Origin of the sequence: Nocardioides sp. NPDC004968, assembly GCF_040608935.1 — a bacterium.
In the GTDB taxonomy this organism is placed as follows: Bacteria; Actinomycetota; Actinomycetes; order Propionibacteriales; family Nocardioidaceae; genus Nocardioides.
In genome coordinates, this window is sequence record NZ_JBEXJF010000015.1 from 18908 (window position 1) to 39167 (window position 20260).

Sequence of the window (20260 nt, forward strand, 5' to 3'; positions counted from 1 at the left end):
GCGCGTGGTTTCGTCCCCGTTTCAGACGACGGCCGGTCTGGTTACGCCAGGTTCAAGGCGAGGTCAGGGGCGCTGGCGCTCCGCGCGGGCCACCAGCAGGTCGACGAGCAGGTCGGCGTCACGGGTGACATCGGCGCGCATCGAGGACTCGGCCCGCTCCTGGTCGCCGGCCAGGATCGCCTCGGCGATCTCCTGGTGGTGCTTCCATGACTGGCCCGAGCGCTCTTCGAGCTGCATCTCGAAGACCCAGCGCACCTGCATCCGCAGCGACCGGGTCATCTTGGCGAGCTCGTCGTTGCCGGAGGCGATTCCGACAGCGTCGTGGAACCGCGCGATCAGCTCCGGCAGCGCGGCGTAGTCGCCGGTGGCGGTCGCCCGGGTGCCGAGCTCGAGCACCTCGGTGAGCTCCTCGCCCTGGTCGCCGCCACGCCGCCGGGCCGCGAGCCCGGCCGCGAGGACCTCGAGGTTCTCCCGGATGACCATGAGCTGCCGGGTCCGCTGTGCCGAGGGGAACGCCACCGTCGCGCCGCGTCGCGGGACGGTGTCGACGAACCCCTCCTGGGCCAGCACGTGCAGGGCCTCCCGCGCAGGGACGCGGGAGACGCCGTACTCCGTGGCGAGCGCCTGCTCACGCAGCCGGTCACCGGGAGCCAGCTCGCCGGCCATGATCTTGCGACGGATTTCGCGCGCGACCACCTCGCGCAACGGCTGCCGGGTGGCCGGATCCGGCGCCACACTGTCCATCAGCCGATCCAGCTCGAGATCGGGTGGATCGCGAAGTAGACGGCGAACATGGCCGCGACCAGCCACATCAGCGGGTGCACCTTCTTGGCGTTGCCGCGGACGACCTGGATGAGCACGTAGGCCAGGAAGCCGGCGCCGATGCCCACCGAGATCGAGTAGGTGAACGGCATCAGCGCGATCGTCAGGAACGCCGGGATGGCGATGTCCGGGTCGGCCCAGTTGATGTCCTTGACCTGCTGCATCATCAGGAAGCCGACCAGCACGAGGGCGGGCACCGCCGCCTCCGACGGGATCACCGTGACCAGCGGCGCCAGGAATGTGGTGAGCAGGAAGAGCACGCCGGTGACGACCGCGGCCAGACCGGTGCGGGCGCCCTCGCCGACGCCGGAGGCCGACTCGACGTAGGAGGTGTTGGAGGAGACGCCGCCCGCGCCACCTGCGGCGGCGGCCAGCGAGTCGACGACCAGGATCGAGCGCGTACGCGGCGGGGTGCCGTCCTTCCGCAGCAGCCCGGCCTCGGAGCCGATCGCGGTCATCGTGCCCATCGTGTCGAAGAAGTCGGCGAGCATGAGCGTGAAGACCAGCAGCACCGCGGTCACGATGCCGACGCTCTCGAAGGAGCCGAGCAGGTTGAACTCGCCGAGCGTGGCGAATGACGGCCAGTCGACGATCTTGTCCGGCAGGGCCGGAACGTTCAGCGACCACCCGGTCGGGTTCTCGGCGCTGCTCCTGCCGATCCCGGTGATCGCCTCGACGATGATCGCCAGCACCGTGGTCACCGCGATCGAGATCAGGATCGCGCCCCGTACCTTGCGCACCCACAGGGTGATGACCAGGGCCAGGCCGATGACGAAGACCAGCACCGGCCAGCCCGCGAGCTGCCCGGTCGGGCCGAGCTGCACCGGGACGGTGGTGTTCGCGACGTCGGGGATGCGGCGTACGAACCCGGCGTCGACGAAGGCGATCAGTGCGATGAACAGGCCGATTCCGACCGAGATCGCGGTCTTGAGCTCGCGCGGGACGGCGTGGAATACCGCCTCCCGGAACCCGGTCAGCACCAGCACGAGGATCACCAGACCCTCGATCACCACCAGGCCCATCGCGTCGGCCCAGGTCATCTGGCCGGCGATCGAGAACGCCACGAACGCGTTGAGCCCGAGCCCGGTCGCCAGGGCGAGGGGGTAGTTGGCGACGAGGCCCATCAGGATCGTCATCACGCCCGCGACCAGCGCGGTTCCGGCCGCGATCGCGGCCAGGTTGTCGCCGCTGGTGCCGCCGAGGAGGTCGCCGTTCACGTCCTCCGCGAACCCGAGGATCAGCGGGTTCAGCGCGACGATGTAGGCCATCGTGAAGAACGTGACCACACCGCCGCGGACCTCGCGCCCGACCGTGGAGCCGCGGGCGCTGATCTGGAAGAACCGGTCAAGAGCGTTGGTACGTGCCGGGGTCGAGATGCTCACCGCCGCATCTTCGCAGATTGCGTCGGTCAGTTGGTCGGGCGCATCAGCGCGCGGTACATCTGTCGAGGAGTAGGTGGTTCCGGAAGCGGATGCGCGGCCTCGGCGGCGAATGCCTGGATGAGATAGCCGACCAACCGCTTCCAGGCGTCCGGAGCGGCGTTGCGCGTCGCGGTGACCACTCCCGCGTTGGCTATCAGGATGAGTGGCACGTCCTGGTGGGCGAAGTCCTGCCGGAGCCTTCCGCTCGCCTTGGCGCGATCCAGCAGTACGCCGAGCGCCTCGGCCGCGCGGTTGCGGTCGTCCTCGAGTGCCTTCGCGGTGGGGAAGGTGAGGGTGAGCACGTCGGCGAACCCCCGGTCGTCGGCCTGCATCCGGCACACCCGCTCGATGTAGCCGCAGAACCCCTGCCACGGATCCGGGTTGGCCAGCGCCTCGTCGGTCGCGGCGACGTACGCGGCCATCCTGTCGGCGAACACTGCCCCGACCAGGTCGTCGCGGGTGGGGAAGCGGCGGAAGAGGGTCGCCACGCCGACGCCGGCGCGGCGGGCGATCTCGTTGGTCGAGGCATCCAGGCCCTCCTCGGCGAAGAGCTCGCGCGCGGCGTCGAGCACCCGCTCGCGGTTCCTCTCGGCATCTGCACGCATGTCGGCATCCTATCCATTGATGTGGAATAGATGTTCCACTTGTCCTGTTAGGGTCCACGAAGCGGAGTACCCACTCCACTAATACGACCTCTGAGAGAGACGAACCATGAACGTGTTCCTGTGGATCCTGCAGGGCCTGCTGGCCGCGATGTTCCTGATGGCCGGCGTGACGAAGTCGACCCAGCCGAGGGAGAAGGTTGCCGAGAAGCTGCCGTGGGCCGAGGACTACTCCGCCGGCACCGTGCGCTTCATCGGCATCGTGGAGCTGCTGGCCGCGGTCGGCCTGATCCTCCCCGCGGCATTCGGCATCCTGCCCTTCCTGACCCCGCTCGCCGCGACCGGTCTGGCCGTGGTGATGGTGCTCGCGATGAACGTCCACCGCCGCCGCAACGAGGCGGGCGCGATCGCCTTCAATGCCGCGATTCTCGTCGTCGCGGTTGTCGTCGCGTGGGGCCGCTTCGGGCCGTACGCCTTCTGATCTGGCTGAGGAGATACCCATGAACGTCACCGTCTTCGGCGCCACCGGCGCCATCGGCCAGCTCACCGTGGCCGAGCTGCTCAACCGCGGTCACAGGGTGACCGCCTATGCCCGCAACCCGCAGAAGGTCCCCGAATCCTGGGCCGACGACAACGTGCGCGTCGTCATCGGCGAGATGTCCGATGCCGAGGCCATCGACTCAGCGGTCGTCGGCGCCGACGCCGTCGTCTCCACGCTCGGCCCGAGCATGGACCGCAAGGTCGTCGGTACGCCTCTGGTCCCCGGCATCGGCAACATCCTCGCCTCGATGAAGGACCATGGCGTACGCCGCTTCGTCGGTCACGCCACTCCGTCGATTCTCGACGCGCAGGAGTCACCGACCGCGGTCACTCGGCTGACCAGCTTCTTGGCCCGGACCTTCGTTCCTCGTGCCTACGAGGAGATGACCGGGATGTCTGGCCAGATCAAGGCCTCCGGCCTGGACTGGACGATCATCCGGTTCATCCGGCCGACGGACAAGCCCAAGCAGCCCCGCGTACGCATCGGCTTCTTCGGCACGGACCGGCTCGGATTCCCTGTCTCCCGCGCAGATATCGCCGCCGTCACGGCAGCTCAAGTCGAGGACGACAGGTACGTTGGGCGTGCCCCAGCGATCAGCAACTGAACCCGCCAGACCGAACGGAAGAAGTCACGAATGGAAGAAGCCTGATGGCGGGGATCGGCCAGAGTGCGACCGCTGAGGAGATCGACTCCGAGGATCCCGGATCCTTCGCCCATGGGGTGCTGACCCGTCGACACCCGGAGTTGATCGCGAAGGTGAGGTCGGGCATCCCGTATCCACCATCAGTCCAGCGCAACCTCGACCGGCTTGATGAGGTGATCCAGGGCGTCGTACCACCCTTCACCGAGCCCTCGGCGGACCGAGCCGAGTGGGAGTCATGGGCGGCTCCGTACGTGGGGCGCACCTGGCTCGAGGTTCCGTTCCTGTGGGCGGAGTCGTACTTCTATCGGCTTCTGTTGCAGGCCACCGACTACTTCCGTGATGTTCCTTGGGCTGGGGTCGACCCGTTCAAACCACAGAAGGACGCCGAGCTCGGCTCGGCCGACCTCGTTCGTGACCTGGATCAGCTTGCGAGCGTCCTCTCCGCTCCAGAGGATGAAGGGCTGCACAGTGCTCTGCTCGCGTCGTTGTGGGGCAACCGAGCCGACCTCGGGTTCCGCCTCTCGAAGCCGCATGCTGCCGATGCCGATCAGGTCGATGACCTCATCGCCGATGACTCGGACCAGGTCTGGGCTCATCTGGGTGAGCATGAGCCGGTAAGGGTGGACCTGATCGCCGACAACGCCGGCCGCGAACTCGTCTCTGACCTCCTTCTCATCGACCGCCTTCTGAGCACAGGCCGGGCAGGACGCGTGGTCATGCACCTGAAGCCCCGGCCCTACTTCGTATCCGACGCCACCGTCCATGACCTCTTCACGATCCTTGCTCACCTCAGCAGCCACACCGGGGCAACGGCCGACATGGCAGCCCGGCTCGGGGCAGCGATCACCGACGGACGGATCGAGGTCCGGACCCATGCCTTCTGGTGCAGTCCGTTGACCTTCCACGACATCCCCGGCGACCTCGCCGATGAGATCAAGGAGTCCAAGCTCGTGATCATCAAGGGAGACCTCAACTATCGACGCCTCGTCGGCGACCGGCACTGGGCGCCCACCTCGAGCTTCACCGACCTCGTCCAGTATTTCCCAGCGCCGCTGGTGGCGATGCGGACACTGAAATCTGAGCTCGCAGTTGGCATTCCAGTCGATCGACTCTCGCTCCTGGAGGCGAACGAGCCTGGCTGGCGCACCGACGGGACCCACGCGGTGATCCAGGCACGCTTGTCGTGACGGCGGCTGCGGCCAGGACCAGATGAGGCGAGCGGCCTACCCTCCCGCTGTGGTGTGGTAGATCGGCAGGCCCGCGTCCGCCGTGCCCCAGTCCCGGTTCGGGTCGGGGCCGACGTCGATCCGGACGGTGCCGCCGCGGTTCATCACCGACTCGGGGAGCCACGACCGGGTGCGCGGGGTGCCGTCGAGGGTGACCGACTGGACGTAGATGTTCTCGGCGCCGGCGCCGGGGGACTCGATGGTGATGTCGACGCCGTTGCCGCGGTGGATGACCACCCGCTCGAAGACCGGGCTGGAGAGCAGCATCTCGGCGCGGGCGGGGTCCTGCGGGTAGATGCCCATCGCGGAGAAGACGTACCACGCCGACATGGTGCCGAGGTCGTCGTTGCCGGGCAGGCCCCGAGGGCCGGTGCCATAGGCGAGCGAGGCCATCGCCCGCACCGTCTCCTGGGTCTTCCAGGGGGCGCCGAGCGCGTTGTACATCCACGGGACGTGGATGCCGGGCTCGTTGGTCGGGTCGTAGCGCAGCGCGTCGCCGCCGGTGTACTGCCAGGAGCCGTCGGCCTTGTGGAAGAACGCGTCCAGCCGCTGGATCGCCCGCTCCCGGCCCCCGACGGCCTCGGCCAGCCGGGCGACGTCGTGCGGCACCATCCAGGTGTACGTCGCGCTGCTCCCTTGCGCGAAGCCGGTCTGGGTCGACGGGGTGAAGCCGGAGACCCAGCTCCCGTCGGCGTTGCGGGCATGCTGGTAGCCGTCCGTGGCCGTCGCGGCCGGGTTGAAGGTGTGCTGCCACCAGCCGGCCCGCTCCATCAGCGAGTCGGTTTCGGCCCGGTCGGCATCGAGGCGGCGGCCCCAGTCGGCGAGGGAGTAGTCGGCGACGGCGTCCTCGAGGGTCTCCGCGGCGCCGCCCCAGCAGCGGCAGGTGTCCTGGGGTGCGTAGCCCTTGGCGAGGTATTCGGCCAGGTTCGGCCGCTGGCCGATGCACTGCCCGGGGCAGCCGTAGCTGGACAGCCCGTCTGGGTGTGGCACCGTGGCCTGGCGGACCAGGGAGTCGTAGGCGCCCTGAGCATCGAAGTTGCGTACGCCGAGCGAGTAGAAGCCGGCCAGCGTGGGCGCGCTCGGGTCGCCGGTCATCACGTGGGTCCAGCCGCTGAGGTGGACCCAGCGGTCCCAGACGCCACCGTGCTGGCGGGAGTAGGCGTGCAGGGACCGAGCGAAGTCACCGGCGACGCGCGGTTCCAGGAGCGCGAGCAGCTGGGTGTGGGCCCGGTACTGGTCCCAGCCGGAGAAGTTGCCGTACTGCGCCTGCTGGCCGCGCTCGATCCGGTGGACCTCCTGGTCGCTTCCCCAGTAGGTGCCGGCCACGTCGGAGATGACGTTGGGCTGCAGGTAGGAGTGGTAGAGGGCGGTGTAGAACGCGGTCTGCTCGTCGTCGGTGCCGCCGGCGACCTCGATCGAGGAGAGCGCCTTGCGCCACTCCGACCTCGCATCAGAGGCGACGGCCGAGACGGTGTCGCGCCGTCCGATCTCGGCCGCCAGGTTGGCCTCGGCCGCCGACTGGCTGGTGTAGGAGATCCCGATCCGCATCCGCACGCTCTGGTCGCGGCTGGGGTCGAAGGAGACGTAGCCGCCGGAACCCTGCCCCTGGCGGGCCGCGCCGGTCTCGTAGCCCTCGCCGCCGCGCGCCTCGATGCTGCCCGGCTGGAGCTCGCCGTTGACCCAGGTGCCGTGGCGGGAGAAGCCGCGGTCGAACTGCGCGGTGAAGTAGAGCCGGTAGTAGGAGCGCTTGTTGCTCCCGCCGCCGTTGCCGCGCCGGCCGCAGAAGGCGCCGGTGAGCACCGAGCCGCTGACGGTCCGCTTCGCCTCGTCGATCCGGGTCACCGCGGTCTCGCTGCCGTTGAGCGAGTTGGAGGTGCGGAAGAGCAGGTTGGCCGGCTTGTCGGCCGGGAAGGTCAGGTCGCTGACCGAGGCCCGCGTGGTCACCGCGGTGTCGACCTCGGCGCCGTTGGCCAGGCCCAGCCGGTAGCGCCCCGGCTCGGCCAGCTCGTCGGCGTGGCTGAAGTTCGAGGCGTACGTCGCATCGGTCACGTCCGCGGTGGGCGAGCCGGTCATCTCGCCGGTGTGCGGGAAGATCGGTACGTCCCCGGCGGCGCCGGGGTGGCAGCCCGCGCCGTTGACATGGGTCAGCGAGAAGCCGCGCAGGCGCGTGGTGTCGTAGGAGTAGCCGTTCGACGCGGCGGTGTTGGTCTGGTCGCCCGCCGTGGAGGTCGGGCTGAAGGAGAGCATCCCGAAGGGGCGTACGGCTCCGGGGTAGGTGTTGCCGCCGTTCGACGACCCGATCAGGGGGTCGACGAGCGCCACCGGATCACCGGCGGGCGGCGCAGCGGCCCGGGCCGCCGAGAACGGAGTGAAGGCGCCGCCGAGCAGCGCGAGGGACAAGGCACACGTCGCGAGAACCCGCATGGCGGAGAACCATTCCAGAGGAACGTCCTCCGCCGTGCGGGTTCAAGTGAGAGCGAGTTGAACTCAGGCGGTCCACTCGGGGTAGTCGGTGTAGCCCGCCTCGCCGCCGCCGTAGAAGGTCGACAGGTCGGGCTCGTTGAGCGGAAGCCTCTCCGCCAGGCGCCGGGGCAGGTCCGGGTTGGCGATGAACGTACGCCCGAATGCGGCCGCGTCGATCAGGTCCGCCTCGAGCAGACGGGAGGCCTTCTCCGAGGTGTAGGAGCCGGCGGCCACGATCGGGCCGGTGTGGGCGGCGCGCAGCTGCTTGCGGTAGTCGTCGGTCAGCTCCGGACCGCCGGCCCAGTCGGGCTCGGACAGGTGCAGGAAGGCGATGCCGCGCTTGCCGATCTCGGCGGCCAGGTATAGGCCCATCTCGGCGCCCTCGGGGTCCTCGAGTCCGTTGAACGAGCCGATCGGGGAGATCCGGATGGCGACGTGCTCGGCGTCCCACTCGGCGATGACCGCGTCCAGCACCTCGAGGGTGAGGCGGGCGCGGTTGGCCAGTGAGCCGCCGTAGGAGTCGGTGCGCTCGTTGCTGCTCGAGCTGGAGAACTGGTGCAGCAGATAGCCGTGGGCGGCGTGGATCTCGACGAGGTCGAAGCCGGCCTCGCGGGCGTTGCGGGTGGCGCGGCGGTAGTCGTCGATCAGATCCGCGATCTCGGAGGTCTCCAGGGCGCGGGGCGTGGGGCAGTTGACCCGGATCGGGGTGCCGTCCTCACCGCGTACGGTCGTGCGGTTGCGGTAGGGGAGCGCGGAGGCGCTGACCGGGAGGTCGCCGTCGTGGAAGGACTCGTGGGAGACCCGGCCCACGTGCCACAGCTGCGCCGCGATCCGGCCGCCGGCCTCGTGGACGATGTCGTTGACGTGCCGCCAGCCCTCGACCTGCTCGGCCGAGTAGATGCCCGGGGTGTCCATGTAGCCCTTGCCCTGCGGCGAGATCTGGGTGCCCTCGGAGATGATCAGCCCGGCGGAGGCGCGCTGCCGGTAGTAGTCGGCCATCAGCGGGTTGGGTACGTCGCCGGGCCGGCTGGCGCGCATCCGGGTCAGTGGCGCCATCAGGACGCGGTTGGGGAGGGTTGTCGAACCCAGGCTCAGCTGCGAGAAGAGTGAAGTCACATCGCGCCTAACTGAGCGGTTGCTCATATTGTTCCCGACGCCGCCGGAGCGGCCGAGCCGGCGATCACCAGTGCCCCCATGACGCCCGCGTTGTCGCCGAGCTCGCTGGGGACGACGTCGAGCGCCGCAGCGGTGTCGGGTTGGGTGAAGCGGTCGATCGAGTCCTTGATGCCGAGGACGAAGGACTCCGACTGGCGCATCGTGTCGCCCACCACGATCAGCGCCGGGTTGAGGTGGTTGCAGAGGTCGGCCAGCACCCGGCCGACCGCGCGGCCGGCGTCGTCGAGGATCCGGTTGACCCGGATGTCGCCCTCCTGGGCGAGCTCGAGCAGGCGCTCGACGGTGAGCGTCTCGTCGTAGGCGGGCTGCAGCAGCTCGACCAGCCGGGATCCGCCGAAGGCCTTCTCCAGGCAGCCGCGGTTGCCGCACCGGCAGATCGGGCCGTTGTCCTCGAAGCGGACATGGCCGATCTCGCCGGCGATCCCGGTGATCCCGCGGTAGAGCTTGCCGGCGAGGACCAGGCCGGCGCCGATGCCGCTGGACGCCTTGACGTAGATGACGTCGTCGACGTCGCGCGCGGCGCCGTACTCGAGCTCGGCGAGCGCGCCGAGGTTGGCGTCGTTCTCGATCTGGACGGGCAGGCCGATGCGGCGGGCGAGCTCCTCGCCCGGGGCAAGGTCCATCCAGTTCCCGAGGATGGGGGAGACGACGATGCCGCTGTGTGGGTCGACGGGGCCGGGGATCCCCATGCCGACGCCGAGGACGCGGTCCTTCCTCGGGTCGATGCCCACCTCGGCCAGGCACTCGCGCACGAGGGCTGCGGCACGGTCGATGGTCTCGACCGCGGAGTTGTCGACGTCGAGCCGGATCTCGTGGTCGATGAGCGGCTTCGCGGTGAGGTCGGCGACCGCGACCCGGACGTGGCGATGGCCGATGTCGACACCGATGAGCGTGCCGGGGGAGCCGTTGATGGTGAGGAGCGACGGTGGTCGCCCGCCCCCGCGGGCCAGTGCGGCGCCGGTGGTCTCGACGATCTGCTCGGAGGCGAGCAGCTCCTGGACGATGCTCGACACGGTGCTGCGGGAGAGTCCGGTGCGCTGGGCGAGCTCGGCGCGGCTGACCGGCGCCGACCGTCCCAGCAGGTCCAGAACCTGGGAACGGTTGGCGACGCGCAGCCGCGATTCCGGAGTGGTCATGGGCGTGACTGTAGGTGATTCTGTCGATTTGCGACAGATCTCAGGTTGAAAACGTCCTGCGTTATGCGTTGACTGGACAGAACGGAGAGGCGTACGTTTGCCCGGCACGCGACCGCGAGTAACCCAGATCACACACCGACGTGGCGGTCGCGCAACCGGAGGATCAAAGATGAACGCAACGCGTAAGGCCCTGGCCGCCGGCCTGGCCGCCCTGAGCCTGCTGGCGGTCTCCGCCTGCGGCAGCGACAACGAGAGCGGCAGCACCGATGAGGTGGAGGTCTTCACCTGGTGGGCCGAGGGCAGTGAGAAGGCCGGGCTCGACGCCTTGGTCAAGGTGTTCGACGAGCAGAACCCCGACCAGAAGTTCGTCAACGGCGCCGTCGCCGGTGGCGCCGGCAGCGACGCCAAGAACGTGCTCCAGTCCCGCCTGCAGAACGGTGAGCCGCCGGCCACGTTCCAGGCGCACGCGGGTGCCGAGCTGACCGACTACATCAACGCCGGCCAGATCGAGGACCTCACCGATCTCTACGAGGAGAAGGGCTGGAACGAGCAGTTCCCCGAGGGCCTGCTCGAGCGCCTGACCCAGGACGGCGGCATCTACTCCGTCCCCTCGAACATCCACCGCGCCAACGTGCTCTGGGCCAACCCGGCCGTCCTGGAGAAGGCCGGCATCGAGGCCAACAAGACCTACGACTCGCTCGACGCGTGGATCGCCGATCTGAAGAAGATCAAGGCCAAGGGCATCATCCCGCTCTCGATCGCGACCGACTGGACCCAGGTCCACCTGCTCGAGACCGTGCTCCTCGCCGATCTGGGCGTCGAGGCGTACAACGGTCTGTGGGACGGCACCACCGACTGGGGCGGCAGCGAGGTCGAGGCCGCGCTGGCGGACTACAACACGCTCCTCTCGCTGACCAACACCGACCGTCAGGGTCTCGACTGGCCGGACGCGACCCAGCTGGTCATCGACGGCGAGGCCGCGTTCAACGTCATGGGTGACTGGGCCGAGGCGGCCTTCCAGGAGCAGAAGAAGACGCTCGGCACCGACTACACCGCGGTCCCCGTCCCGGGCACCGAGGGCGTCTTCGACTTCCTGGCCGACTCGTTCACCATGCCGGTGGACGGCCCCAACCCCGCGGGCACCGAGGCCTGGCTCGACACCATCGCCAGCGACGAGGGCCAGGTGGCCTTCAACAAGGCGAAGGGCTCCATCCCGGCCAGCACCACGGCCGACACCGCGGACTTCGGTGAGTACCAGCAGACCGCGATCAAGTCGTGGGGTGAGGACGAGATCGTGTCCTCGCTCGCCCACGGCGCCGCGACCTCGGTCAACTGGCTGACCGACGTCACCGCCGCCGTCGCGAAGTTCGGCAGCAACAAGGATGTCGCCGAGCTCCAGGAGGGCCTCGTCGAGGCCGCCGAGGACAACAAGCCCGAGTGACCGGGCTCTCCCGAGCCTGACGAGATCATCTGGTCCGAGGGGCTGCGGCCGCACCATCTGCCGTGGCCCCTCGGCCGCCCTTTGTGAAAGGACGGACACATGTCCTCCACGGTGCCCAGCGCCGTCAAGCGGCCACGACGGCCCAAGGGCCGCATCGGCGGCCACGGGTGGGTCGCACCCGTACTCCTGATCCTGCCGACGGTCATCGTCATCGGTGTCTTCGTCTACGGCCTGATCGGGTCCAACATCAACACGTCCCTGCAGGACCGCCACAACATCGGGCCGTCCCAGGGTTTCGCCGGTCTGGACAACTATCGCGACCTGTTCTCCGACGACGACTTCATCTACTCGCTGCGCAACCTGCTGCTCTACACCGCGACGTTCCTCGTCGGCACGCTGTGCCTGGGGTTCCTGTGGGCGTGGCTGCTCGAGCGCAAGGCCCGCGGCGAGTCGCTGTTCCGGGCCATCTACCTGTTCCCGATGGCGGTCTCGTTCGTCGCCTCCGGTGTGGTCTGGCGCTGGCTGCTCAACAACGCCGAGGGTGACCGTGCCTCCGGCCTGAACCGGCTCTTCGAAACCCTCCACCTCGACTTCCTGCAGAACCCGTGGTGGACCCACGAGCGGTGGGGCATCCTCGCGATCGCGGTCCCCGCGATCTGGCAGCTCAGCGGCTACGTGATGGCGCTCTTCCTGGCCGGCTTCCGCGGCATTCCCGAGGAGCTGCGCGAGGCGGCCCGGATGGATGGCGCCTCGGAGTGGCAGCTCTACCGCCACGTCATCTTCCCGCAGCTGAGCCCGGTTGCGCTCTCGGCGATCATCATCATCGGCCACATGTCGCTGAAGGTCTTCGACCTGATCATGGCCATCGCCGGCCAGACCAACTACACGACTCAGGTGCCGGCCACCCAGATGTGGATCGAGTTCACCCGCGGCGACTACGCGAAGTCGGCCGCCATCGGCACCGTCCTGCTGGTGATCGTGGCGATCCTGATCGTTCCCTACCTCGTCTCGACCTACCGTCAGGAGCGCCGCCGATGACTACTGATGCCATCCCGGCAGCCGTCGTGACCAAGATCCCGGGCGAGCGTTCGCGCGGGATCTGGCGCGCCGTCAAGTACGTCCTGCTGATCACCTTCGCGCTGATCGTCCTGCTCCCGGCGTACGTGCTGCTCGTCACCAGCTTCAAGGGGCTCGGCGACGCGACCCCCGCCAACGCCTGGAAGCTTCCCGAGTCCTGGGAGACGGCCGGCTGGGCGCGCGCCTGGGAGCAGCTCGGGCCGGCCCTGGGACGTACCTTCGCCATGGTCATCCCGGCCTCGATCATCTCCTCGGTGCTCGGCTCGATGAACGGGTTCGTGCTCTCGAAGTGGCGCTTCCCGGGTGCCGACGTGGTGTTCACGCTGATCCTGTTCGGGATGTTCATCCCCTACCAGGCCGTGATGGTGCCCTTGGTCCAGCTGATGAGCAACCTCGGCGTCCCCTCGGGCGTCCCGAGCCTGATCGTGCTGCACGTGGTCTACGGGCTCCCGATCACCACGCTGATCTTCCGCAACTACTACGCGGGGGTCCCGGTCGAGCTCGTCGAGGCCGCTCGGGTCGACGGCGCCGGCATGCTCCGGACGTACGGCTCGATCATCCTGCCGATCTCCGCCCCGGCGTTCGTGGTGGTGCTGATGTGGCAGTTCACCTCGGCGTGGAACGACTACCTGTTCGCGCTCTTCTTCTCCACCTCGCAGAACGGGCCGGTCACGATCGCGCTCAACTTCCTGGCGAGCGGTCAGCTCCAGGACTACTCGGCCAGCATGGCGGGCGCGCTGATCGCGTCGGTCCCGACCCTGATCATCTACATCCTGCTCGGCCGCTACTTCGTGGGCGGGCTGATGGCAGGCTCGGTCAAGGGATGATCGATACGGACGCCGAGTGTCGCCGGCTGGCCGGGTTCGCCCGGCCGTCGGCGGCCTCGCCGGCCGGGTTCTGGTGGCTGGACGAGTCGGGTCGCCCGGACCCGGCCGAGCCGGTGCACACCTGGATCACCGCCCGGATGACCCACGTCTTCGCCCTTGCCCACCTGCGCGGGGACGTCGACGACGCCGCCGACCTCGCCGCCCACGGGATCCGGGCGCTGTCGGGTGCGCTGCGCGACGACGAGCTCGGTGGCTGGTACGCCTCGGTCTCGGCCGAGGGCGAGCCGGTCGGCACCCTCAAGGAGGCGTACGCCCACGCCTTCGTGATCCTCGCGGCGAGCAGCGGCGTCGCGGCTGGCGTGCCCGGTGCGGACGCGCTGCTCGATGAGGCGCTCGGGGTCATGCAGCAGCACTTCCTCGACGACTCCGGCCGGGTGGTCGACAGCCTCGAGCGCGACCTCTGCTCGGGGGAGGCCTACCGGGGAGCCAACTCCAGCATGCACACCGTGGAGGCGTTCCTGGCCGCGGGTGACGTCACCGGCGACGCGACCTGGCACCAGCGGGCGCTCGCGATCGCTGAGCACCTGATCCACGGGGTCGCCCGCTCCCACGGCTACGACCTGCCCGAGCACTTCGACCTCTCCTGGTCGCCACTGCCGGACTACAACGCCGACCGTCCCGGCGACCCGTTCCGCCCCTACGGCTGCACGCCCGGGCACCTGCTGGAGTGGTCCCGGCTGCTCCTGCACCTGGACGCCAGCCTGCCGGACGCCCCGTCGTGGCTGGTCGAGGACGCGCGGGCGCTCTTCGCGCGCGCGGTCGAGGTCGGCTGGGTCGACTCCGGCGACGGCCCCGGCTTCGTCTACACGACCTCGTGGGACGGAACGCCGGTCACCCGGCTTCGGCTGCACTGGGTGGCCGCGGAGGCGCTCGCCGCCGCCGGCGCCCTGCACACCCGCACCGGCGAGACCGGCTATGACGAGTGGCGCCAGCGGTTCGAGGCGTACATCGAGACCCACCTGATCGACCGCGAGCTCGGCAGCTGGCACCACGAGCTGGATGAGCACAACCGTCCCTCGCACGTGATCTGGCACGGCAAGCCCGACGTCTACCACGCCTATCAGGCCCTGCTGCTCGCCCGGATGCCGCTGGCGCCGGTGCTGTCGGTGCAGCTGGCTCGGCCAGGTGAGGGTCAGGCCGCCTGGAACGATCGCCGGGAGAGCCCGAGCCCGTAGCCGTCCAGGGTCGTGGTGACCGGAGCCGCCGGGTCCGTGGCCGCGCCCAGGGTGACGAAGAGCGGGGTGAAGTGCTCGACGGTCGGGTGGGCGTACGGCATGCCCGGGGCGGCGGTGCGGAACCTGGCCAGCTCGGCGACATCGCCGCGGTCCAGCGCGTCGGCGGCCCAGGCATCGAAGTCGGCAGACCAGCCGGCGGGCTTGTTCTCGGTCATCATCTCGCGGGTGATGAAGGGCAGCCCGTGGGTCATGTGGCCCGAGCCGACCACGAGCACACCCTCCTCGCGCAGCGGCCGGAGGCGCTCGCCGAGGGCGAGCAGCTTGTCGGGGTCCTCGGTGGGTAGCGAGAGCTGGACGACCGGGATGTCGGCGGCCGGGTACATGATCTTCAGCGGCACCCAGGCGCCGTGGTCGAGGCCGCGGCGGGTGTGCTGGTGGGCGGTCTCGGCGTCGGGCATCAGCGCCGCGGTGGTGCGGGCGAGCTCGCTCGCGTCGGGAGTGTCGTAGCGCACCGAGTGGTAGATCGGGTCGAAGCCGCCGAAGTCGTAGACCAGCTCGTCGGGGCGGGTCGCGCTGATCGAGAGCGGCGCCGACTCCCAGTGGGCGGAGATGACCAGGATGGCCTTCGGCCGGGGCAGCGACCGCGCCCAGGCGTGCAGCGGGTCCAGCCACTCCGGGCTCTGCAGCGGCAGCGGGCCACCGCCGTGGGACAGGTAGAGGCTCGGCAGCGGACCGTCCGCCGGCGTCCAGACGCGATGCGGGTCGGACGCGTCGCGTGCCTGGACCGCCCGCAGGTGCTGGGCGAACGGATGCGCCTGCGGAAGGCGGGCGTCCGCGGCGGCGGTCGTGCTCTCGGGTGCGGTGGTCATGGCGGTCTCCTGCGGTTCGGCCCAATAGTTGTTGCTTGAACTAACTCTAGAGGAGCGTTGTTTGTTCCGCGCAACTTTCTACGGCACACTCCCTGGCGTGGAGGGCAACTGGCTGTCGCCGGCGGAGCGGGTGGCATGGGTACGCCTCATCGCCGTGCTCGAGCTGCTCCCGGGGGCTCTCGACTCCCAGCTGCGCCGCGATGCCGGCCTGACCCATTTCGACTACGGCGTGCTGGCCATGCTCTCCGAAGTGCCCGACCGGACGCTGCGGATGACCGAGCTGGCCGGCTACACCAACTCGACCCTGCCGCGGCTCTCCAACGTCGTCAAGCGCCTGGTCGACCGCGGCCTCATCGAGCGCCACACCTGCCCGGGCGACCGCCGCGCGACCAACGTACGTCTCACCGAGGCCGGCCACGAGAAGATGGTCGCCTCCGCTCCCGGTCACGTGGATGCGGTGCGCGAGTACGTCTTCGACTCGCTGAGTCCTGAGCAGGTGGGCCAGCTGGCCGAGATCGCCGGGACCATCCTCGATCGGCTGGATCCGACCGGCGCGAGGAGACCGCCCATCGACCCCGAGGCGGGTTGAGGCGTGCGCTTCGACGAACGCTATATCGCCCGGGTCACCCTCGATCCCCGCCATGACACCGGTCGATACCCGTTCACCCTGCCAGTGGTCCGCGAGCTGGCCGGCGGGGACGGGATCGACTTCGACGAACGGGTCACGTTCCTCGTCGGCGACAACGGCACCGGAAAGTCCACGATCATCGAGGCGATCGCGGTCGCGTCCGGGTTCAACGCCGAGGGCGGCTCCACCTCATTCCGGTTCGCCACGCGCGCGAGCGAGTCGTCCCTCGCCGACTACATCATGATCCAGCGCGGGCTCAAGCGGCCGCGCACCGGCTACTTCCTGCGCGCGGAGTCGTTCTACAACGTCGCCACCGAGATCGAGCGCCTCGATCTGGCCGAGCCGGAACCCCTTCTGCCCGCGTACGGCGGAACCTCGCTGCACGAGCGCTCCCACGGTGAGTCTTTCCTCGACCTGGTGATGCACCGGTTCAGGCCGGGCGGGCTCTACATCCTCGACGAACCCGAGGCCGCGCTCTCGGTCAAGGGCTGCTTGGCGCTGGTCGCGCGCATCATCGAGCTCGCCGACGAGAGATCCCAGTTCATCATCGCCACCCATTCCCCGGTCCTGCTGTCGGTGCCTGGAGCCAGGATCCTTCAGTTCGACGAGGACGGGCGGATCGGGCAGGTCTCCTATGACGACGCCGAACCGGTCAACCTGACCAGGCGGTTCCTGGCGGACCCGGCTCGGTATCTGCGGTACGTCCTGGAGGACTAGGCCTAGTGGGCCTCGTGCTCCCGGTGAACAGAGACCTCGCCGTCGAGCTCGAGGGCTATCACGGTGCACAGCGGGTCGAGGTCGTCGTCGGTGGTGAAGACGTACTCCCAGCCGGGGACCTCGTGGAGCCCGCCGATGCGCTGATGGTCGAGCTCGGTGCCGCTCCCGAGGACGTACGCCTTGAGGACCTGGTTGCGCAGGCCGCGGACCACGACGTAGTCGTTGGGCCGGTCGAGGACGTAGAGGAACAGGGTTCGGCCGTCGGCGGAGAGGGCGGTCGGGCCGTAGAAGTGGCCGTGGGGAAGACCGCGGCGGATGTCGCGGACGGCGGGGGAGTGGCGCGCGACCCAGTCGCCGAGCGCCTCGAGCCGCTCGGTCTGCTCGGGCGTGATGGTGCCGTCCTCGCGCGGCCCGACGTCGAGCAGCAGGTTGCCGCCTCCGCCGATGGTCTCCACGAACGTGCGCACGAGCTGGCGCGGTGACTTGTGGTTGTGGTCCTGCGGCTGCCAGCCCCAGGAGTCGTTGATGGTCAGGCAGAGCTCCCACGGACCGTCCGGCGGCACGATCGGAACGCCCTGTTCCGGGGTCACGTAGTCGCCGTGGCCGAGCATCCGGCCGTTGACGACCATCTCGGGTGCGAGCTCGCGCAGCTCCGCACGCAGCTCGCGCATCCGCCACTGCCGCTCGTCCCGCTCCCACTCGCCGTCGAACCAGAGCAGATCCGGCCGGTAGCGGGTCACCACCTCCCGGATCTGGGCGCGGTGGAACTCCAGGTAGCGCTCCCAGCGCTCGGGCTCCTCGTCGCCCGGCCGCGGCACGGCGTACGGGTTGTCCTGGACCACGGGGTGCTGGACGTCCGGCCGCACCGTCGCGTAGTCCGGGTGGGACCAGTCGAGGTGGGAGAAGTAGAGGCCGACCTTCAGCCCCCGGCGGCGTACGGCCTCGACGAACTCGGCGACGAGGTCGCGGCCCGCCGGCGTCCTGCTCACCACCGAGAGGTCGTTGGCGGCGGTGTCGTAGAGCGCGACCCCGTCGTGGTGCTTGGCCGTGAGCACGGCGTACGTCGCCCCCGCCCGCTCGAAGAGCTCGGCCCAGGCGTCGGCATCGAACTTCGAGGCGGTGAAGCCGTCGAGCTGGGCCATGTAGTCGGCGTAGGCGATCCGGCCGTCGTAGAACGACCAGGACTCGGCGACGCCGTCGACGCTGTAGATGCCCCAGTGGACGAAGATGCCCAGCTGGGCCTCGGGGAACCAGGACGCGATCGGCATGCCCGCTACCCCTCGTGTCCGGTGATGGCGGCGCGGGTGTGCGCGAGGGCGTGCTCGCGCAGGGTGGTGCCACCGCCGGTGACGATGCCGATGCTGAAGCCGTCCCACATCGCCCGCAGCCGCTCGGAGACGGCTTCACGGTCCGACACCTCGGGGAGCGCCGCGGCGAACAGGCGGACCAGGTCGGCGTGCCACTCGTCGTCCATCGCGCGCTGCGCGGCGGCTAGCTCGGAGTCGTACGGCGCCCGTGCCCACAGCTCGAGCCAGAGGAGCCAGCGCGGGTCACGCTCGTCGAGGGCGAGGTAGACGTCGGTGAAGGACACCAGCGCGTCGACTCCTCCGGAGCCGTCCTTCTCGGCCTTCTCCAAGATGGGCGCGCGCTGGGCTGCGTACTCGTTCTCGCTCCATCGCAGGGTCTCGAGGAGCAGGCCGTTGCGGGTGCCGAAGTAGTAGAGGAGGTGGCCGCCGCTGGTGCCGAGCCGGGCGGCGAGGGAGGCCATCGTCACCTTGGCGAGCCCCTGCTCGGCCACCATCTCCAGGGTGGTCGCGAGCACCTGCTCGCGCGGTCGTTCCAGGCGTCTGTTGGAGCGTGTGCGCGTCACCTCGACAGTGTCTCCTTGTGCTCGCGGGGTGAAATCTTCGGTCCCACCCCTTGACTCTAGCGGTGATCTGGGTCACTTTGAATGCCGTTCAAAGTTTTGTACAGCGTTCAAAACACGCTGTACCCTCATCACAAGGAGACCCGCGATGATCGAATCCATGCAGGTGAGCCCGGACGGGGTGAAGCCGGCGCAGGAACGGCGGCGGCTCGCCCGGGTGCTCGGACCCGGCGCCGCGGTCCTGCTGGTGCTGTCGTGCATCACGCCCGCCTCGAGCCTGTTCATCATCGTCCCGGAGCTGTTCGCCACGCAGGGGAGCGGCGCGGTGCTGGCCGTCATCGCCGGCTTCGCCGTCTCGATCGCGATCGCCGCGTGCTACGCCGAGCTCGGCACCCGCACCGCCAGCTCCGGCGGTGAGTACGCGATGGTCACCCAGACCCTCGGCAAGTCGATGGGCTGGCTGACGTTCTCCCTGGCGGGTGTCCTGCTCTGGCTGATCCCGCCGATCTTCGCCCTTGGCACCGCCGACTACCTGGCCGACCTCGTGGAGCTGCCGCGGGCCGCGACCGGTGCGATCGTGATGCTCCTCTCGACCGCCACGGCGATCCTCAACATCAAGGCCAATGCCGTCGTCACCGGCACCTTCCTCGCCCTCGAGATGATCGCCGCGGCCGTCGTGGTCGTTCTCGGGCTCGGCCACGTCCAGCGCGGCCCCGGCGAGCTGGTCTCGCCGCACGTCATCGGTGAGAACGGCCTGGAGCCCTTCACCCTGGCGATCCTCATCTCCGGTCTCGCCGTGAGCACGTTCCTGGTCAGCGGCTTCGGCACCACCGTCTACCTCTCCGAGGAGATCGTCGACCCGCGACGCAACGTCGCCCGCGTCATCTTCTGGACCCTCGGCCTGGGTGGCCTGGTCATCCTCGTCCCGACCGTCACCACGGTCCTCGCGGTCGACGACCTCAGCGACCTCGCCTCCGGCAACTTCTCCCAGTGGGTCGCCGCCTGGGGCGGCGAGCGCGTCGCGGTCGCCGTGAACGTCGCGATCGCCATCGCGATCCTCAACGCCGTCATCGTGATGGTGCTGCAGAACGCCCGAGTCGTGTACGCCTCCGCCCGCGACCGCTCCTGGCCGGCACCGGTCAACGGCGTCCTCACCAAGCTGCACCCGCGCTACGCCACCCCGTGGCTGGCCACCCTCGTCATTGGCATCCCCGGCGCGATCCTCGCCGGCGCCGTCGAGATCGAGGCGCTGCTCGGCGTGACCTCGGTCGTCATCTCCACGATGTATGTCGTCGTGGCGATCGCCGCGCTCCGCGCCCGTCGCCAGGGGCCCGCTGCCCAGGGCTGGCGGATGCCGCTGTGGCCGCTGCCGCCGCTGGTCGTCATCGGCGCGATCGGCTACGCGCTGGCCGGCTCCGCGCGGACGGACATCCTGATCACGGCCGGTGTCGTGGTCGCCGCCCTCGCCTACTACTACGTCTACCTCGCCCGTCGTCCCGGCGAGCGGTTCCTGGTCGTCGATCCGACCGAGGATTAGAGACATCCACCCATCACGAGAATCGAACGAGA

General features: G+C 69.4%; 19 protein-coding genes. 10 read left to right on the forward strand and 9 right to left on the reverse strand.

The features are described 5' to 3' along the window. Positions 1-63: 63 nt before the first annotated feature. From ABZU72_RS15765 to ABZU72_RS15775, 3 genes are read right to left on the reverse strand one after another with little or no spacing between them, the layout of a single operon-like run. The gene (locus ABZU72_RS15765) at positions 64-744 is read right to left on the reverse strand and encodes a GntR family transcriptional regulator (RefSeq protein ID WP_355019777.1); all 681 of its coding nucleotides are present in this window, start codon (positions 742-744) and stop codon (positions 64-66) included. After that, complete coding sequence (locus ABZU72_RS15770; protein WP_355019778.1) at positions 744-2204, reverse strand: NCS2 family permease; 1461 nt, start codon at positions 2202-2204, stop codon at positions 744-746. The genes ABZU72_RS15765 and ABZU72_RS15770 overlap by 1 nt, the downstream gene beginning before the upstream one ends. Positions 2205-2230: 26 nt before the next feature. Then, complete coding sequence (locus ABZU72_RS15775) at positions 2231-2848, reverse strand: helix-turn-helix domain-containing protein (RefSeq protein WP_355019779.1); 618 nt, start codon at positions 2846-2848, stop codon at positions 2231-2233. Between the two features lie 106 nt (positions 2849-2954). Between ABZU72_RS15775 and ABZU72_RS15780 the strand changes: the two genes are divergently transcribed. Genes ABZU72_RS15780 through ABZU72_RS15790 form a run of 3 tightly spaced genes read left to right on the forward strand, consistent with a single transcriptional unit; the run spans position 2955 to position 5216 of the window. Further along, on the forward strand, positions 2955-3326 hold the full coding sequence (locus ABZU72_RS15780; protein ID WP_355019780.1) for a DoxX family protein: 372 nt from the start codon (positions 2955-2957) through the stop codon (positions 3324-3326). A gap of 19 nt (positions 3327-3345) precedes the next feature. Next, the gene (locus ABZU72_RS15785; protein WP_355019781.1) at positions 3346-3990 is read left to right on the forward strand and encodes an NAD(P)H-binding protein; all 645 of its coding nucleotides are present in this window, start codon (positions 3346-3348) and stop codon (positions 3988-3990) included. Between the two features lie 44 nt (positions 3991-4034). Continuing rightward, positions 4035-5216: a damage-control phosphatase ARMT1 family protein gene (locus ABZU72_RS15790; protein ID WP_355019782.1), complete on the forward strand. Its 1182-nt coding sequence runs from the start codon at positions 4035-4037 to the stop codon at positions 5214-5216. 36 nt (positions 5217-5252) lie between these two features. Here the strand turns inward: ABZU72_RS15790 and ABZU72_RS15795 are convergent, their stop codons facing one another. The 3 genes from ABZU72_RS15795 to ABZU72_RS15805 form a co-directional block, all read right to left on the reverse strand. Beyond that, entirely contained in the window at positions 5253-7679 is a 2427-nt protein-coding gene (locus ABZU72_RS15795) for a GH92 family glycosyl hydrolase (RefSeq protein WP_355019783.1), read from the reverse strand. Positions 7680-7742: 63 nt separating this feature from the next. Next, positions 7743-8834 carry an N-ethylmaleimide reductase gene (nemA, locus tag ABZU72_RS15800; RefSeq protein WP_355019784.1) on the reverse strand — a complete coding sequence of 364 codons (1092 nt, stop codon included), beginning with the start codon at positions 8832-8834 and terminating at the stop codon, positions 7743-7745. A 23-nt stretch (positions 8835-8857) separates the two neighbouring features. Further along, on the reverse strand, positions 8858-10030 hold the full coding sequence (locus ABZU72_RS15805) for an ROK family transcriptional regulator (RefSeq protein ID WP_355019785.1): 1173 nt from the start codon (positions 10028-10030) through the stop codon (positions 8858-8860). Positions 10031-10199: 169 nt separating this feature from the next. On the opposite strand from ABZU72_RS15805, the gene ABZU72_RS15810 reads away from it, so the two are divergent. The 4 genes from ABZU72_RS15810 (at position 10200) to ABZU72_RS15825 (ending at position 14610) form a co-directional block, all read left to right on the forward strand. After that, positions 10200-11471 carry an ABC transporter substrate-binding protein gene (locus tag ABZU72_RS15810; RefSeq protein ID WP_355019786.1) on the forward strand — a complete coding sequence of 424 codons (1272 nt, stop codon included), beginning with the start codon at positions 10200-10202 and terminating at the stop codon, positions 11469-11471. A gap of 99 nt (positions 11472-11570) precedes the next feature. Continuing rightward, positions 11571-12509, forward strand: coding sequence for a sugar ABC transporter permease (locus ABZU72_RS15815; RefSeq protein WP_355019787.1), 939 nt, complete (start codon positions 11571-11573; stop codon positions 12507-12509). Further along, positions 12506-13375, forward strand: coding sequence for a carbohydrate ABC transporter permease (locus ABZU72_RS15820; RefSeq protein ID WP_355019788.1), 870 nt, complete (start codon positions 12506-12508; stop codon positions 13373-13375). The genes ABZU72_RS15815 and ABZU72_RS15820 overlap by 4 nt, the downstream gene beginning before the upstream one ends. Next, positions 13372-14610, forward strand: a complete 1239-nt coding sequence (locus ABZU72_RS15825) for an AGE family epimerase/isomerase (protein ID WP_355019789.1) — start codon at positions 13372-13374, stop codon at positions 14608-14610. The genes ABZU72_RS15820 and ABZU72_RS15825 overlap by 4 nt, the downstream gene beginning before the upstream one ends. On the opposite strand, the gene ABZU72_RS15830 is transcribed toward ABZU72_RS15825, so the two are convergent. Further along, entirely contained in the window at positions 14568-15479 is a 912-nt protein-coding gene (locus ABZU72_RS15830) for a class III extradiol ring-cleavage dioxygenase (protein ID WP_355019790.1), read from the reverse strand. The two genes, ABZU72_RS15825 and ABZU72_RS15830, sit on opposite strands and share 43 nt — an antisense overlap. 61 nt (positions 15480-15540) lie before the next feature. Here ABZU72_RS15830 and ABZU72_RS15835 point away from each other — a divergent pair, with 61 nt between their 5' ends. Both ABZU72_RS15835 and ABZU72_RS15840 read left to right on the forward strand, forming a co-directional pair. Then, positions 15541-16068 carry a MarR family winged helix-turn-helix transcriptional regulator gene (locus ABZU72_RS15835; protein WP_355019791.1) on the forward strand — a complete coding sequence of 176 codons (528 nt, stop codon included), beginning with the start codon at positions 15541-15543 and terminating at the stop codon, positions 16066-16068. A gap of 3 nt (positions 16069-16071) precedes the next feature. Further along, the gene (locus ABZU72_RS15840) at positions 16072-16824 is read left to right on the forward strand and encodes an AAA family ATPase (RefSeq protein WP_355019792.1); all 753 of its coding nucleotides are present in this window, start codon (positions 16072-16074) and stop codon (positions 16822-16824) included. A gap of 2 nt (positions 16825-16826) precedes the next feature. Here ABZU72_RS15840 and ABZU72_RS15845 read toward each other — a convergent pair whose 3' ends face one another. Both ABZU72_RS15845 and ABZU72_RS15850 read right to left on the reverse strand, forming a co-directional pair. Further along, the gene (locus tag ABZU72_RS15845) at positions 16827-18092 is read right to left on the reverse strand and encodes an alpha-L-fucosidase (RefSeq protein ID WP_355019793.1); all 1266 of its coding nucleotides are present in this window, start codon (positions 18090-18092) and stop codon (positions 16827-16829) included. A 5-nt stretch (positions 18093-18097) separates the two neighbouring features. Continuing rightward, positions 18098-18694, reverse strand: coding sequence for a TetR/AcrR family transcriptional regulator (locus ABZU72_RS15850; RefSeq protein ID WP_355019794.1), 597 nt, complete (start codon positions 18692-18694; stop codon positions 18098-18100). A gap of 145 nt (positions 18695-18839) precedes the next feature. Between ABZU72_RS15850 and ABZU72_RS15855 the strand changes: the two genes are divergently transcribed. Further along, on the forward strand, positions 18840-20228 hold the full coding sequence (locus ABZU72_RS15855) for an APC family permease (RefSeq protein WP_355019795.1): 1389 nt from the start codon (positions 18840-18842) through the stop codon (positions 20226-20228). Positions 20229-20260: the final 32 nt, after the last annotated feature.

Bases quoted from the DNA above. Each gene is read 5' to 3' on its own strand.
- ABZU72_RS15820 (WP_355019788.1), top strand. From the start codon at position 12,506: ATGACTACTGATGCCATCCCGGCAGCCGTCGTGACCAAGATCCCGGGC.
- ABZU72_RS15805 (WP_355019785.1), bottom strand. From the start codon at position 10,030: ATGACCACTCCGGAATCGCGGCTGCGCGTCGCCAACCGTTCCCAGGTT.
- ABZU72_RS15775 (WP_355019779.1), bottom strand. From the start codon at position 2,848: ATGCGTGCAGATGCCGAGAGGAACCGCGAGCGGGTGCTCGACGCCGCG.
- ABZU72_RS15795 (WP_355019783.1), bottom strand. From the start codon at position 7,679: ATGCGGGTTCTCGCGACGTGTGCCTTGTCCCTCGCGCTGCTCGGCGGC.
- ABZU72_RS15810 (WP_355019786.1), top strand. From the start codon at position 10,200: ATGAACGCAACGCGTAAGGCCCTGGCCGCCGGCCTGGCCGCCCTGAGC.
- ABZU72_RS15785 (WP_355019781.1), top strand. From the start codon at position 3,346: ATGAACGTCACCGTCTTCGGCGCCACCGGCGCCATCGGCCAGCTCACC.
- ABZU72_RS15790 (WP_355019782.1), top strand. From the start codon at position 4,035: ATGGCGGGGATCGGCCAGAGTGCGACCGCTGAGGAGATCGACTCCGAG.
- ABZU72_RS15825 (WP_355019789.1), top strand. From the start codon at position 13,372: ATGATCGATACGGACGCCGAGTGTCGCCGGCTGGCCGGGTTCGCCCGG.
- ABZU72_RS15830 (WP_355019790.1), bottom strand. From the start codon at position 15,479: ATGACCACCGCACCCGAGAGCACGACCGCCGCCGCGGACGCCCGCCTT.
- ABZU72_RS15845 (WP_355019793.1), bottom strand. From the start codon at position 18,092: ATGCCGATCGCGTCCTGGTTCCCCGAGGCCCAGCTGGGCATCTTCGTC.
- ABZU72_RS15780 (WP_355019780.1), top strand. From the start codon at position 2,955: ATGAACGTGTTCCTGTGGATCCTGCAGGGCCTGCTGGCCGCGATGTTC.
- ABZU72_RS15855 (WP_355019795.1), top strand. From the start codon at position 18,840: ATGATCGAATCCATGCAGGTGAGCCCGGACGGGGTGAAGCCGGCGCAG.
- ABZU72_RS15765 (WP_355019777.1), bottom strand. From the start codon at position 744: ATGGACAGTGTGGCGCCGGATCCGGCCACCCGGCAGCCGTTGCGCGAG.
- ABZU72_RS15815 (WP_355019787.1), top strand. From the start codon at position 11,571: ATGTCCTCCACGGTGCCCAGCGCCGTCAAGCGGCCACGACGGCCCAAG.